The organism is Leptospira venezuelensis, assembly GCF_002150035.1.
GTDB lineage: Bacteria > Spirochaetota > Leptospiria > Leptospirales > Leptospiraceae > Leptospira_B > Leptospira_B venezuelensis.
Window position 1 is genome coordinate 750,744 of the sequence record NZ_NETS01000011.1, and the last position, 14,373, is coordinate 765,116.

At 39.7% G+C, this 14,373-nt stretch carries 13 protein-coding genes and 1 pseudogene; 6 read left to right on the plus strand and 8 right to left on the minus strand.

Going from position 1 to position 14,373, the window contains the following annotated elements; translation table 11 throughout:
• Positions 1 to 48: 48 nt before the first annotated feature.
• Both B1C82_RS19630 and lpdA read left to right on the plus strand, forming a co-directional pair.
• Positions 49 to 789 (plus strand): class I SAM-dependent DNA methyltransferase, encoded by a 741-nt coding sequence (locus tag B1C82_RS19630; protein ID WP_086449221.1) that lies wholly within the window; start codon positions 49 to 51, stop codon positions 787 to 789.
• 237 nt (positions 790 to 1,026) lie between these two features.
• Positions 1,027 to 2,445: a dihydrolipoyl dehydrogenase gene (lpdA, locus tag B1C82_RS19635; RefSeq protein ID WP_086449222.1), complete on the plus strand. Its 1,419-nt coding sequence runs from the start codon at positions 1,027 to 1,029 to the stop codon at positions 2,443 to 2,445.
• Positions 2,446 to 2,451: 6 nt separating this feature from the next.
• Here lpdA and perRB read toward each other — a convergent pair whose 3' ends face one another.
• Positions 2,452 to 2,901 (minus strand): peroxide-responsive transcriptional repressor PerRB, encoded by a 450-nt coding sequence (perRB, locus tag B1C82_RS19640; protein WP_086449223.1) that lies wholly within the window; start codon positions 2,899 to 2,901, stop codon positions 2,452 to 2,454.
• Between the two features lie 379 nt (positions 2,902 to 3,280).
• On the opposite strand from perRB, the pseudogene B1C82_RS19645 reads away from it, so the two are divergent.
• Positions 3,281 to 4,615, plus strand: a pseudogene (locus B1C82_RS19645) (sodium:proton antiporter); the annotation flags it as partial.
• Positions 4,616 to 4,654: 39 nt separating this feature from the next.
• Here B1C82_RS19645 and B1C82_RS19650 read toward each other — a convergent pair.
• Complete coding sequence (locus B1C82_RS19650) at positions 4,655 to 5,653, minus strand: hypothetical protein (RefSeq protein WP_411550333.1); 999 nt, start codon at positions 5,651 to 5,653, stop codon at positions 4,655 to 4,657.
• Positions 5,634 to 6,248, minus strand: a complete 615-nt coding sequence (locus B1C82_RS19655) for a helix-turn-helix domain-containing protein (protein WP_024864129.1) — start codon at positions 6,246 to 6,248, stop codon at positions 5,634 to 5,636. Before B1C82_RS19655 ends, B1C82_RS19650 begins: the two co-directional genes overlap by 20 nt.
• A gap of 96 nt (positions 6,249 to 6,344) precedes the next feature.
• Between B1C82_RS19655 and B1C82_RS19660 the strand changes: the two genes are divergently transcribed.
• Both B1C82_RS19660 and B1C82_RS19665 read left to right on the plus strand, forming a co-directional pair.
• Positions 6,345 to 7,052: an RluA family pseudouridine synthase gene (locus B1C82_RS19660; protein ID WP_086449226.1), complete on the plus strand. Its 708-nt coding sequence runs from the start codon at positions 6,345 to 6,347 to the stop codon at positions 7,050 to 7,052.
• Between the two features lie 33 nt (positions 7,053 to 7,085).
• On the plus strand, positions 7,086 to 7,931 hold the full coding sequence (locus B1C82_RS19665; protein ID WP_086449227.1) for a hypothetical protein: 846 nt from the start codon (positions 7,086 to 7,088) through the stop codon (positions 7,929 to 7,931).
• Here B1C82_RS19665 and B1C82_RS19670 read toward each other — a convergent pair.
• Complete coding sequence (locus B1C82_RS19670) at positions 7,924 to 8,751, minus strand: HAD family hydrolase (RefSeq protein WP_086449228.1); 828 nt, start codon at positions 8,749 to 8,751, stop codon at positions 7,924 to 7,926. The genes B1C82_RS19665 and B1C82_RS19670 overlap by 8 nt on opposite strands.
• A 5-nt stretch (positions 8,752 to 8,756) precedes the next feature.
• A complete protein-coding gene (locus B1C82_RS19675) occupies positions 8,757 to 9,542 on the minus strand; it encodes a M23 family metallopeptidase (RefSeq protein WP_411550328.1) in 786 nt (261 codons plus the stop codon).
• Between the two features lie 735 nt (positions 9,543 to 10,277).
• Between B1C82_RS19675 and B1C82_RS20610 the strand changes: the two genes are divergently transcribed.
• Positions 10,278 to 10,559: a hypothetical protein gene (locus B1C82_RS20610; RefSeq protein ID WP_157894151.1), complete on the plus strand. Its 282-nt coding sequence runs from the start codon at positions 10,278 to 10,280 to the stop codon at positions 10,557 to 10,559.
• Positions 10,560 to 10,570: 11 nt separating this feature from the next.
• Here the strand turns inward: B1C82_RS20610 and B1C82_RS19690 are convergent, their stop codons facing one another.
• The 3 genes from B1C82_RS19690 to B1C82_RS19700 all read right to left on the minus strand — a co-directional run bounded on the left by B1C82_RS19690 (position 10,571) and on the right by B1C82_RS19700 (position 14,120).
• Positions 10,571 to 10,984, minus strand: coding sequence for a thiol-disulfide oxidoreductase DCC family protein (locus B1C82_RS19690; RefSeq protein WP_086449231.1), 414 nt, complete (start codon positions 10,982 to 10,984; stop codon positions 10,571 to 10,573).
• 65 nt (positions 10,985 to 11,049) lie between these two features.
• Positions 11,050 to 13,206 (minus strand): alpha-glucosidase, encoded by a 2,157-nt coding sequence (locus tag B1C82_RS19695; RefSeq protein WP_086449232.1) that lies wholly within the window; start codon positions 13,204 to 13,206, stop codon positions 11,050 to 11,052.
• Positions 13,207 to 13,268: 62 nt separating this feature from the next.
• Positions 13,269 to 14,120 (minus strand): sulfurtransferase, encoded by an 852-nt coding sequence (locus B1C82_RS19700; protein WP_086449233.1) that lies wholly within the window; start codon positions 14,118 to 14,120, stop codon positions 13,269 to 13,271.
• Positions 14,121 to 14,373 lie beyond the last annotated feature (253 nt).

Consider the following 14,373-nt stretch of genomic DNA (forward strand, 5'->3'; position numbering starts at 1 on the left):
TTACTATATCTAACGGGTTTTTCCCGGTCCGGCTCAAACGATTTTTCTATGAAACTCTACTCGGAACTGGCAGAATATTACTTCGATATAGAAAAGAACGCTCGAAAATTCGAGATGGAGACCCAGTTTATAGATAGGCTTTTCCGAAAACACAGGGTCCGAAATATTTTGGATCTAGGTTGTGGGACCGGAGAGCATGTCACCCATTTCCAAAGTCTTGGATACAAATCCCGCGGAGTCGATTCCTCCATCAAAATGATAGAGGTGGCCAAAAAAAGATATTCCCATTGCAAATTCGAAGTTGGTGCAATGCAATCTTATAAATCCCAGGAAAAATGGGACGCGATCATTAGTTTATTCGGTTCCTTTAATTATTTATTATCTAATGAAGAAGTAGAAGCAGCGCTTAAAAATCTGGAGCTGAACTTGAAACCTGCAGGTATAGCAGTTTTAGAAGTTTGGAATGCAGAACCTCTGCGCAAGATCAAAAGAAAAGCAATCGGCCCAGTCGCTCAAATCAAAGCCAAAAACACAACCATACAAAGAAACAGAGGATTTCGTCTAGTAAGGGCAGACCAATCAACAGTTGTAGAAGTAAATTATATCTATAATCTGAACGCAAAAGAGATTAAAGATAAACATTTGATGCGAGCCTACTTCCTAGTAGAACTCCAACGAATGCTCGCAAAACACAGGATGGAGATCCTACATGTTTACTCCAATTATAATGAAGTAAAATTCAAAAGTAATGCGAGTAGAATGATCCTGGTTTTAAAGAAGAAAGTGTAGGAACTCCAACAAGTTTGCAAAAATAATCTAATTGCCAAGAGTCACATTTTGTGATAACTCCATCAGGTACCACCGACCGGCCCCCACCCTAAGCGGGCGGGGACAAACTTAAATTCACGTTGGAACTCCAACAAATCTTTCCTCTGTGCTCTCCGTTGAGCTCCGTGCGAAAAAACTTAGAAAATCTTCTTCCCAGAGTCAGAATAAAAATCCAAAATTGCCATCCGGAGGAATGAGATGGCGGAAAACTACGACCTGACTGTGATCGGCGGAGGCCCTGGAGGATATGTGGCCGCCATTCGAGCTGCCCAACTCGGATTGAACGTATGTCTAGTTGAAAAAGAAAAACTCGGCGGAGTATGTTTAAACTGGGGTTGTATTCCAACAAAAGCGCTTTTAGAATCCGCACATTTATTAGAGTCCATTCGTAAATCCGAATCCTTTGGCCTGAAAGTTGAAAAAGCCTCTCCTGATTTTCCAAATATTATCAAACGTTCCAGAGGTGTTGCAGACACAATGTCTAACGGTGTCGAATTCTTAATGAAGAAGAATAAGATTTCCGTAAAGAAAGGAAATGCCGTTTTCAAAGACAAAAATACGATCTGGCTTCCGGATACTTCTAAGGAAGAGATCCAATCCGAATATTTTATCATAGCAACAGGTGCAAGACCAAAAGAATTTCCAGGACTTCCATTCGATGGGGAGAAGGTTCTCTCGAGTAAACATGCAATGTTACAGAACTCCCCTCCTAAAACATTGGCTGTTATCGGTGCAGGAGCTATAGGAATTGAATTTGCGGACTTCTACTCTAGCATGGGAACCCAAGTAACAATCGTAGAGATGCAGGACAAAATCCTTCCATTAGAGGATTCTGAAATATCTAACTTACTAAATCGTTCCTTCGTAAAAAGAGGCATCCAAATCCTTACAAGTGTAGGAGTTTCAGAACCAAAACTAGAATCAGATGGAGTTTCTATTCTTCTAAAAGGAGAAGGAATAGCACCAGAAGGTGAAAGAAGAAAGTTTGATAAGGTACTCGTTGCTATAGGTGTTACTCCAAATACGGAGGACATACACTTGGAAGAGATTGGAGTATTCCTTCAAAAAGGATTTATTAAAGTAGATTCTAAATTTAAAACCAAGGTCTCGAATATCTACGCGATCGGAGATTGTATTGGAGCACCGTTACTTGCCCATGTGGCTTCTACAGAAGGAGTTAAAGCGGCAGAAGCAATCTCCATCCAAAACAAAAATCCACATGGATTAGTTTTTGAACCTTTGGATTATCTCAAGATCCCTGCTTGCACTTACTGCCATCCTGAAGTTGCCTCGGTAGGTTTAAAGGAAGAAGAAGCCAAAAAATCAGGTATCGACGTTGTAGTAGGAAAATTTCCATTTAGAGCAAACGGTAGAGCGCAAGCCCTAGGCGAAGTTGAAGGAATGGTAAAACTAGTAGCCGATCGAAAAACGGGTGAAGTATTAGGAGCTCATCTAATAGGCCCCAATGTTACCGAAATTTTAGGAGAGATCAATTTAGGTATGGGATCCGAACTGACTCTAAAAGAAATTGCAGGAAGAATTCATGCCCATCCTACACTTTCAGAATCCGTAATGGAAGCCGCAGCGCAAGCTTTAGGAGAGGCGATTAATATCTAACTAGGCTTATACGGAGACGTTTGATTCTTCCAAAGATCCGGTGAACAGGATATCCATCTTGTTCACTTTAAACTCTTTAGGTAATTTAGAATCAATGGTCAAAAGTTCTGAGTCCAAATCATGGAATTTGCCTGACTTCTCATCGAAGAAATGGAAATGGTCATCGATATTGCTATCGAATACCGATTTACCCAAACAAGAAAATTTAAATTCTCTTAATAGACCTGCAGATACTAAAACGTTCAAAGTATTATAAACGGTAGCCAAACTCATCTTCAAAGATCGCTTATCTACCCATTCTTTTACTTCTTCTGCAGTTGGATGATCTGCTTCACAAAGCACGTATTGGCAAATGGAAATCCTTTGCATGGTCGGTTGTATTGAAACCGATTTTAATCTACTCTCTATTTCGTCCGGAGTCAGGCAGTATTGTTTGTGTTTACCTAAAACAGTCATGGTCGTCGGTTCTCTCTATTGGCCTATATATCTGACGGTCCGAATGGCCCGAATATAAAGCAAAAAGTCTAGAAGATATGAATTCCTATAAGGATCTTGCAAAAAAGGAAGGATTTATGCAATCTAAAAAAAGGAGGCCAAAAAAACCCCGGAAATCGCGGATTTTCCTTTGAAACGTATCTGAATCTCTATAACCTGACGAAAAATCTTTGAAAAGCAGAGAATGATGAGAAACAAATTTTTTACTACCCTACTCTTTCTCTCCCTGGTCCTAAACGTTTCAGTTTGGGCCGAAACAGGGGCATCCCCTCAAACAAATACATTAGCTCAATCCGAAACGGATTCGGCTCATGGGGAACATGGAACTGGAAACGGGCACCAAGAGACTGCATCGGCCCATGGTGAAGCAGGAGACGATCTTCCTTTATGGTCGGTTATTCCTTTCGTTTTAATCCTACTCAGTATTGCACTTCTACCTCTGATCTCTCATACAACTGAGCATTGGTGGGAGAATAATAATAATAAGCTCCTTCTTTCCTTAGCTCTAGGAGGAGTTTCTTTCGGGATCTTAATGGCACATAGCTGGGGTGGAAAAATTTTCCATACAATGGTATTCGATTATATTCCGTTTATCATTCTGCTAGCATCGCTCTTCTATATTTCCGGAGGGATCGTTTTAAAGGGAGATATAGAAGCTACTCCTGTGAATAATACAATCTTCCTGGTTGTAGGAACTTTCCTGGCTTCTTTTATTGGAACGACTGGAGCTTCTATGCTTCTCATCCGTCCTTTACTTAAAACTAACTCAGAAAGAAAACATGTGGTCCACACAGTGATCTTCTTCATTTTTTTGGTTTCTAATATCGGCGGTTCTCTAACTCCTCTCGGTGATCCTCCATTATTCTTAGGTTATCTGCAAGGTGTTCCATTCGTTTGGACATTTAAACTATTCCCTCAGATGATCATCGCTTCCGGAATTTTACTTGTGGTCTATTTTATCTGGGACACGATCATGCACGGAAAAGAAACTAAAAAGGACCTCCGTTACGATCATTCTCATAGACAACCTCTTGGGTTAGAAGGTCAGGTAAACCTACTCTGGCTTTTAGGAGTGATCCTTTCAGTAGCTTTCTTAAACCAAAACTATATCCCTGCGATTGAGAAATATCCTTTCTTAAGTTTCATCAGAGAAGCAGTTCTGGTCGGCTTGATCGCACTCTCTAAAGTGACTTCTGATCCTAAACTAAGAGAAAAGAATAAATTCACCTTAGGCCCAATCCAAGAAGTGGCTTATCTTTTCATCGGGATCTTCTTAACCATGATCCCTGCACTTCTCCTGTTAGAACATCATGGAAAAGAATTGGGAATTACCGAAAGATATCAGTTCTTCTGGGTAACCGGTGGATTCTCAGGAGTCCTGGACAATGCTCCTACCTATCTGACATTCTTATCCTTGGCTAAAGGATTATTAGGATTTTCTAATGTAACTCAAATCCTGGCAGATCCAGTGGGCGAAGAATTGTTAAAAGCGATTTCCGTGGGCGCGGTATTTATGGGCGCATTGACCTATATTGGTAACGCTCCTAACTTCATGGTAAAATCTGTGGCCGAAGAGAATAAGATAAAAATGCCAAGTTTCGGAGGATATGTAGTGTATTCCTTCCTACTTTTGGTTCCTACCTTCTTACTTTTGACCTGGATTTTCTTTATCTAGATTAATTTCTTCTCCGCTTCATTAAGAGGCGGAGAAGTTTCACTCTTCCTTCACCGGAACAAACACCACTGAATGGATAGTTTTGGTGCCTGGAGTTCCATCTTCCGATAATCTTTGCGTGTACATCACTTCTGCTTTTGTATTTCTTGCAGGTTTGTACATTATAATTTGATTCACATAGTCGAATACTGAAACGGAATAATCGATCACAGTCAAAGCAGCTTGCAAAGGAAGAAACCTAGATCTGCTCACGGGTTTCATTTCAGTTTCCTGAGGAAGTGCCAGCCATTTGTACATTCTAGCAGATCTTCCTATACTTTTAACATTCTCCCATTCCAGTTTTGTTTCCGGAAATATAGCCTGCACTTGTTTGAAATTTACTCTAACTGGAAGATTTTTCTCTTTGGATTCTCTTAACGCGGTGGATAATTGAAGATCGAATGTGTCTTCATCTAAATATTCTATTTCATTGCAGGAAGAAAATACAGTCTCGCAGATATCTCCATATCTTTTATGAACAAAGAAGATCAGATTGATCTTTCCACTTCCAGGATGATATAGAACTTTAGCGTTATAATCTCCTGTCTTCTTGAAATAGACACCTCTGTAAATTCTTCGGATAAGCCCCCATCCAATCAGACCAACATCCTTTAAAACGGGAGGATCTGCAATTTCTAATCCACGGATAGCTATATGAAGTTTTTCGATAGCGACTCTTCCGTCTCTTTTAGATATTTCTAATAGAAAATCTCTGAGTTCGTCTAATTCATCATCTGCGAGTTTTAGATTTTTTCCGGAAAGATCCACCAGGACCTTTCCGGCATTCTCTTCTAAAAGTTTTCGGACTTCTGATTTTCCGCCTTTGGAATTTAATTCATCCAAAGTATAACGGATACAATCTTGCTCGTGACAAGAGATCTGCTCTTCGTATCTATCGATACCAAAATAGCCTGTGGAAGGATCGGGCGCTTCTGAAAACAGAAGGCCCGGAGAGAGAAATAAACTTAGGACTAAAAGTTTAGCTAGCTTCGTCCGTATATTCCATGACCAGATACATGAGTGTCTCAGTATCTGTTGGATTGATATATTCGTGGGGAACATCCGCTCTAAAATATACGGAATCCTTTGCATCCAGTTCTACCACCTTGTCCCCCACACGGAGGCGCAATTTTCCTTGGACCACGACTAGGTTCTCAGTTGTTCCAGCCTTATGAGCTTCTGCAACTTCGATTCCACCTGGTTTCAGGATCAGTTCGTAAAATTCTACCCTTCTGCCTCCGATAAACGGAAACAAGGCACGACTAGAATATACCTTTGAACTGGAATATAAGACTTTTGTATTCTCTGCTTTTAAGAGAAAAACTCCCTCTGTTCCTTTTTCTTTTAGAAGTTCACTGAAAGGAACATTAAGACCAGTTGCGATCTTCCATAATACTGCGATTGTAGGAACACTTTTACCTTGCTCTATTTGAGAAAGCATGGCTCGGCTCACACCACAACGAGATGCCAATTTGTCTAATGAGAGTCCTTTAGTATGGCGAATTAATTTTAGGTTTTCTTTAACGACTTCTGTTATATGTTCGCTGGAGATGAGTTCCTTCCCATCCAGTTCTTCGGCGTCGGCCTGTTTCATACCTAATTCGTCCAATATAACGGAACATGTGTCAATCCAATTTCAATCCTTTCAAAAGAGGATGATTAAATTAGAGAAGGATCCACAGAGGAGTCTATGAGGGAAACAAAGCACAAATTCCAAGTCCCTAAGACTCCAATCCATAAATGGTATGAAAAGGGATTCATACTCGCTGTAGAAAAACCTGCTGGGATCCCGGCCCAAGCTACATTCGATCCGAACCGTCCTAACTTGGAAGATCTTGTTAGGCAACAAGAGAAGGAGCCAGATCTACGGTTACTTCACAGATTGGATAGAGATACAAGCGGCATTCTATTATTCTGCAAAGAGCCATCCAGAAACAAAGAAGCAGATTCAATCTTAGCTGATTCAAAAAAAACTTACATTGCAGTTTGTAACGGAATTCCAACAGAAAAAGAATTTAGAGTTGAGTGTTTCTTAAAAGACGGAAAAGGAAAAGTAAGTTCAGTTCGTTCAGGTGGTAAAAAAGCGATTACCGATTTTACACTTCTTTCTGCTTCAAAGGAGAAGAACATCTCTTTGATTGCTGCAAAATTAGTTACTGGCAGAAGACACCAGATCCGATTTCATCTATCTTTTATCGGCACTCCTATCTTGGGAGATGAAACTTATGGTGAAACTTCCACTAAAAGTTTAGTTCCTAAACCAAAGCGTTTTTTATTACATTCATATCTTCTAAAATTCAAAAACGAATTTGATGAAGATGTGAAAATTGTATCCGAACCTCCGAGCGATTTTCAACCTTATCTTCACTTTTTTTCTGGCATACGATTCCCAGAATAAGTAAGGTGGTCCTCACTTTTCCGGGAGGCGAAAATGAGCGAGTCCATAGCATTGATCGTAGGCGGGTCCGGAGCCGCAGGCCAAAGTGCAATCCAAGCATTCAGAGAACATTCTTCCAAAACAGGACAAAAATGGAAGATATACTCCACTACATCGGGAGAAACCCAGGTAGAAGGTTCTGATAAAACAATCCCATTTATCAAATTAGAGGAACCACAAGAAGCAGTTTCGAATATTCAAAAATTCTTAAATAAGGAACATGCAAAGGTAGATGTATTGATCTACACACCTGCCAGAGGAAATTTAGGATACCCGGTTTCCGAAACTCCGGATCAGGATATTATTGATACTGCAAAATTTTGTTTGGATCCAATGTTAGATCTGGAAAAAAAATTAAATCCAAGGATCACAGTTGGATATTCAGCTTATTATTATCTTCCCCACTTACTAACTTTCTATGGTTCTTTAGCATTTATAAAAAAGAAAATGGAAGAATGGGCGGTCCAAAAACCTGATTCCAGAAAGATTATCCGCGCGGGAACATTTTTTAGCCAAAGTGTAAGAGGGATCACGATCATTTTGCAAAGACTTGCAAAATCTTCTCCTCATCCTGACTTACAAAAACTGATGGAAGAACAAAAATCCTCTGGGAAAAAGTTTGGAGACTTCTTCATTGATTATATCCAACAAAAGGAAAATGAAAGTTTTGGAAAAAACTTTCCATCTATTCCGTATAGGATCACTGAACCAAAAGATCTGAAAATCGCCTTATTAAAAATTTTAGAAGGAGAGAATGCTCCCATTGTTTCCTTAGTAGGAGATTGGATCTGGACAGAAGACAAACTTCCAGCAATGCCCGATTATCTAAAAATCAGGTAAGTGGTTTCGGAATTGTTTTCCAATCCGATACACTTTGGATAAGAGTCCCCTTAGGCGGGACCTTCTTCTTGCCCCTATCCAAAAATATTCCTTTGGATCTACCATGCGAAAGCATAGGGAAATCATTTTCTGAATCTCCGAATGCAATATCGAATCCTTGGCTTCCATTTGCAAGATTCAAGAATTCTACTTTTCCGATCCCATAAGTAAAAGGTTCCATTAACTCGTGGCTTAAAAGCCCGCTTTTTTCAACGAGTCTCATACCAAGTACATTCTCTTTCGGAATTCCCCATTGCTCAGAAACTAATTGGATCACAGGCGCAGGAGAAGCGGTTATGATCCAAATTTTAGTTCCGACCTTTTCCAATTCTTTAACAAGTTCAAACATAGGATAAAATGCTTGGACCGCATGGGAACTTGTATCCTTCTGATGTCTTTCCCAAACATGATTTGCGGTATTCTGCAAATCTTCGGTGGATCTACCGGAAAATATCCAGGTAGACCATCTATATCCGGCCTCGAGACCTTCTTTTTCGATCTTGGATTCGTAATATTTCCAGACCTCGTTCATGAAAGTTTGGGAATCAGTTTTACGTAATGTTTCCATTTTTTCAGAAATTGTAGTTTCTGGGAAAAAAGGAGAAAGAGATTGGATCCAAGGAACTCCTGCTTTTAAGAGTTCACACATAACTTCCTCTCCGAAATCACCACGGACAAGAGTATTATCAAAATCGAATAGAGCTGTTTGGAATTTCCGACCAGTCAGGTTCTCTTCTAAATAGGAAAAGATTTCGGAAGACCAGTCGGAATTAGAGAACAATGCGATTATTGTTGGATGGTTTCTTTTGCAATCGCAACTTGGGATTCTTTATCCGCTAAGAAAGGAGGAAGATAATGTTCAGGGTTCAACACAACGTTTTGGTAACGAACTTCGAAGTGAACATGGGGACCAGTCGTGTGACCAGTGTTTCCGGAAAGTGCAAGCACCTGTCCTTTTTTAACTTTATCACCTTGTTTAACGAAAAGTAGAGAATTATGAGCGTATAATGTTTGGATCCCATTGATCTGAGGATGAGAAAGTACCACTCTTAGTCCGTATCCACCATCTCTTTTGGAATCAGTCACTACTCCATCAGCCGCAGCAATGACTACTGATCCATTCGGGCAAGCAATGTCCACGCCAGCGTGAAGTGCATTCCAACGTCTTCCCAATCTGGAAGTAACTCTGGAATATTTGAAGCTTAATGGCCAAATCAATTCTCTTGCATCCGAGGTGAAGATCTCTCTTCCTTTGTCCTCTAATAGAAGATTGCGTGTATAATTTGCGTTATATGGGAAGAATATAGGCTCTGAGTTTTGGATCTTACCGCTGTCGTGAATTCCGTTTAGAAGGCGAACTTCTCTTTCGGAGGTTCCGAATTTATGGTAAAGATCTTCTAGGGATTCTTTTACTTTTCCAGGAACAATCCAGATCCCTTCTCTGGATTGATAGGTTTGGATGAATTGGTTATCTACCTTTACCTCTTCCAAATATGTATTTGCGAAAGATTTCCAGGAAAGGAATATGAGTGCAGATGCGCCGACTAGCGAAAGAATAGTTTTTCTTTTCATTTGGTTCTTTCCTTTTTGCGCCGCCAAAAATTCTCTTAAAAAACGGGTATTGCTTTTAAGATCGGCAGTAAATTTCCGAAAGTTCAACCTATCCTCCTGGTCCATAATCTCGGGACAAGGATTTTTCTCCACCCAAATCCAGGGGAATTGACGATATCGAACGAATCCGACCGAATCCTAATGAAATTAATTATTTTAGTTCCTATTCTATCGACTTTTGGCATTTTTTAACAGATTTTCTGCGTTTTTACAAGGTGTCACATATAGAGTCCCGAAAAAATACAAACTTACTGAAAAGTTTTCTGAAATTGGAGGAAAGTTTCGTCATGGAGGAAGCTGCAAACAGGGACGGAATAGACATAAAGACAGGCACTTAAAGGCCAGAGTCGGGGCTGTTTTTTGGGTTTTTTTGGAAAAGAGGCCTTGAAGGTTGAACAGGAAGTTTCGAATAGGTTTTCATTTCCTTACTAATGATTGCATATGAAAGAGAATTATGCAAAGTAAGTCGACATGGTAAGAAATTTTAATAACCACGTTAGACGAATATCAGTCTTTTGTTTTAGCATCTGTATTTTGTTCGGCTGTGAAAACTTGCTAACTCCCAAAGAGGATAATCTAGGACTATTCGACTCCCTTCCTGTATTTATACAATATCTAGAAAACGAAAAGATCTGCCAAGAACCAGGATCCATACGAGGTATCAATCGTTTTTGTTTTCGCTCCGGAGGCTCAAATATGATCTACGATTTGACTCTTGGGTCTTATGTTTCCGGAACAGTTACAGCAGGACATCCTCTCAGCTGTAGATGTCCTGAAAATGGTGCTGATATGGGGTTATCTTGGTATTATTATGTGGCCGCCAATGCAAATACTGTTACCGGATTGAGTTTGGCTTCTGATAGAGTAACTGGATCGGAACAATCATTATCTATTTATTCAGCAGGCGAAGAATTTGCCTGCATGCCGCCAGACTGTCCAAATACAGATTTTTACGAATTGATCCAAGCCGTTCCGTAAATAAAGAACCTTTACCCTAGGATCCTCTCTTTCAGTTCCGGAGTAGGCATTCTACAAGACTCTCTTTTTCCGAAAAGTCTATACCTGTTTTTGGCGATCAGATCATAGAACAGATTTCGAATGGGCCTTGGAATGATATATCCGGCCAGAAGAATTTTCCAAAATCCTCCGAGTGTCCTACAGATCTCTAAGACCGCATTGGACTTGCTATGAATTTCCTTCCCATCCCAGAAAAGGATACTGTCAATACCTCGGACTTTTTCTTCCAAGGTATTAGATTGGATTAGATTTTTTGCATATTCGGATTGAAGGCTCGCGAATTTTAATCTTTTATGTTTATCCAGATCCAAAAGTGCGTTCACTGCACCATTGCACAAATTGCAAACTCCATCAAATAGCACGATCGGATCCGTAAATTCTGACAAAGGAACCTTCTTTCTTTTATTTAGACAGTTTAGAAGTTTTATTACTCAAATAAAACCGCGCGAATTCAGTTCTTTTTGAAATTAGAAAGCGCAGATTTTAGTTTTTCATACCAAGCGCCTTTCTTTTTCAAGAAGATGGCAGGAGATCCAAGAGGTGCATCGGTTTCTATCCAAACTCCTCCCTGGAAAGTTTTTCCTGTCCATACATGTTCCCATTCTCCCTTAGGAAGATAACCTTTTACTGTATCTTCTCCTTTTTCTAAAACAGGGATCACCAGTAGATCCTCTCCTAGTAAGAATTGGTTTTGTAGATCTCTTGTATTACTATCTTCCGGATAGGAAAGATACATTGGACGCAATAAGGGAAGTCCTGTTTCACTCGCTTCTTTATTTAGAAATTTGAAATATTCTTTTAATGCAAGATGTATCTGTCCGTATTTTGCAAATTCTTTTATTGTATCAGGATCTGAATATGGTTGGTGATTTTTAGCAGGCCTGTTTCCCTCATGAGTCCTAAAGACTGGAGTGAATACATTCAATTCTGCCCAACGAAGAAACAATTCTTTGGATCTGAAATAATCTTTGATCGGACTTGGAATTGTTGTGTATCCACCTATATCACTATGATTTAAACTGAGTCCTGACATTCCACCGCTCAAGATCCCAATGAGAGAAGATACGATTCCATCATGTCTTCCCCAACTCACCATCTGGTCTCCCGCCCAAAAGGAGGTAGAATATTTATTAGAATAACTGTATCCTGCTCGTGTAAAGAATACGATTTGCCCTTCTTTGCCCGCTTCTTGGATGGCTTCTCTGTTTAGCCTTGCCCATTCTACAGGGTAACGATTATGATAGAGTTCTGAAGATTCTTTTGAGAATAATACTGCATCAGTCGGCAACCATTCTCCAAAATCTGCCATCCAGCCTGAGAGTCCGTTACCTATCAGATTTTGTTTGATGATATTTTTGATCCAGGTCCGAGTTTTTGGATTTGTTAGATCTAGTAGTCCTGCTGGGAATCCTGCTGTTTGGACTATATAATCTTTTCCTTCTTTATCTTTTACTAAATAATGATTTTTGACCGCGTCTTCGAACAGAGGACCTTCGGTAGCAAGCATAGGATTAATATATCCTAAAACTTGAATATTCTTTTGGTTTAATTCTTTTACGAAGTTTTTGAAATCTGGGTAACGAGTCTCGTCCGGAAACCATTTCCACCAGAGCTGGGAACCAAACACTGTCTTTCTTTGCCCTACCCAGTCTTGGATCCAAAGTGCACTGATTGGATTTCCTGCGAGTTTTGCTTCTTCTATCTTTTCCAAAACGACAGCTTTTCCGCCTTGGATCCCGAGCCAGGTTCCATATGCCCAATCCGGCAAATTCGGAAATCTTCCAGTATGAGAAGTGTATAATTTCAGGATTTCTTTAGGATTCGCAGCTTTCCAGGATTTTACGTTAAGTCCTCTTTCTCTGAATTCTATTGTAATTTCAGAATCTTCTTCAAAATTAAAAATAGAATAGGAACTATTTTCAAAGAAGAAGGCTCTATTCCGAGAAGTGAGAAAAAATGGGATGGGAGTATAAGTGCTATATTCATTTCCCCCCGCACCTTCTAACAATTCAGCTCCCCAGGTAATCGGTTGGTCTCCCCTTCCCACTCCTTGTTCTTCGGAGAATAAGAAAGGTTTTTTTCCTTTTAGGTTTAGATGAGAGAATTGTTCTCCTAATCCATAGATACTTTCGGATTCGTCCGATTTGAATTTTATAAATGTGCGGTTTAATTCCGGGTTAGAAATTTCTACCTTCCAATCTAGTCCAGAATTAGAAGAAGAAACAAATCGGATCGTATAAGATGTTTCACAGTTTTTTCCGGAAAGTTTTCCTTTCAGAAGTAATGCCCCAGATTCTAATGCAAGACTTTCGATCGTTTGGGATCCACATTCTAATAAGATCTTATCTTTGATCTTAAAGGTCGCTTTTCTATAATTTACATTCTGTTCTCCTTTAGCGGAAGAAAGAAACGCATCTTTTAAGTTGAATTCTAAAATTCTACCCTTGGAAGTAATGAACGATAGTTCATATGGTATAAATACAGCTTTGACTCCGTTACCAAGGTCGAATTCTTGAGGAGGAATGGAAAATGGAGAAATTTTTTCAAACCTGGATCCACAATCTAATAAAAATGCAATTAGTATGCTAATAATAAAAAAGAACCTCATCGTTATTCCTCTTAGAAACTAACGAGAGGTTCTTTTATGAAGCTTAAGAAGTCTTTCTTTTTTTAACTTTTTCTATCAGTTCCACCGACTCTTGGTGCAGAAGCTCCTGCCCCAGTCTGTCCGTAAATATTCGCAGCTTGTTTCGGTAGATTGGATTTTCTCCACTCAAACCAAGAACCAACATAAACATTCACGTCGTTGTATCCTACTTCTTTGAGCATCATTGCGAGCAAGGAGGATCTTGCTCCGTTATAATCATAGATAACAGTGGTCCTTTCCGGCATGAAAGGGAAACCTCTTAACTTTTTATTGAAGAAGGTTTTGTCCACGAGTTCGCCGTTCGCGTCATACAACATTCTCCAATCCCAAAGGAATGCGCCTGGCAATCTTCCGCAAAGACTTCCTGGTTCAGGTGAAGTCAAACGAGGAAGTTTTCCATCATATTCTTCCGGTGTGCGAGTATCGAAAATTTGGAGTCTAGTTAAGTTCTTTTCTAAAAAAGCTTTGTCTATCACTCCCTCCAGTTTGCGCACTTTGGAAGAAGGACCTATATCTAATTCTTTGGAGCCTTTTTCTTTTGCGCCATCTACAGGCCAACGTTGTCCGATCAAATACGCGTTTTGAAAACCTGCGCATCTCAAAAGGAAGACGAGTCTGGATGCAAACATTCCCATTCCCTCGTCGAAAACCAAGATCCTAGACTTCTCTTCTTTTTTAGCGAGAGCAAGTATCTCTTCGATCGGACCCAATAATTTTTTGGAAGAGTCCGGATCAGAAGCAAATGCCTTTTTGACGAATGGAAAATAATACGCACCCTTTAAGGTGGATTCCTGATATTGTGCTTGGGAGCGACAATCGATGAATAAGTCCTGTTTTTCGTTCAGGTCGGTTTTAAGAAAACTCCAGTGAGACAAGATGAATACCGTTATATTTTTTACTCTTAGTTTTAACCATATTCCAGACTACCGTTTCAGAGTTTAACTTTTTTTTGGTATTCTTGGAATTTCGAGACATAATCGCAAGAATTCTACGGAAATTCCTCTTCTATTTTCAGATCTGTAAAATCCGCTTTTTCCCGAACCGATAATAATTAAGAATGTTTTCCTCGATGCAGAATATTTTCCATTTAAGAACGAAAAGACTCCTTCTTTCTTTTGTGAGCCTGGG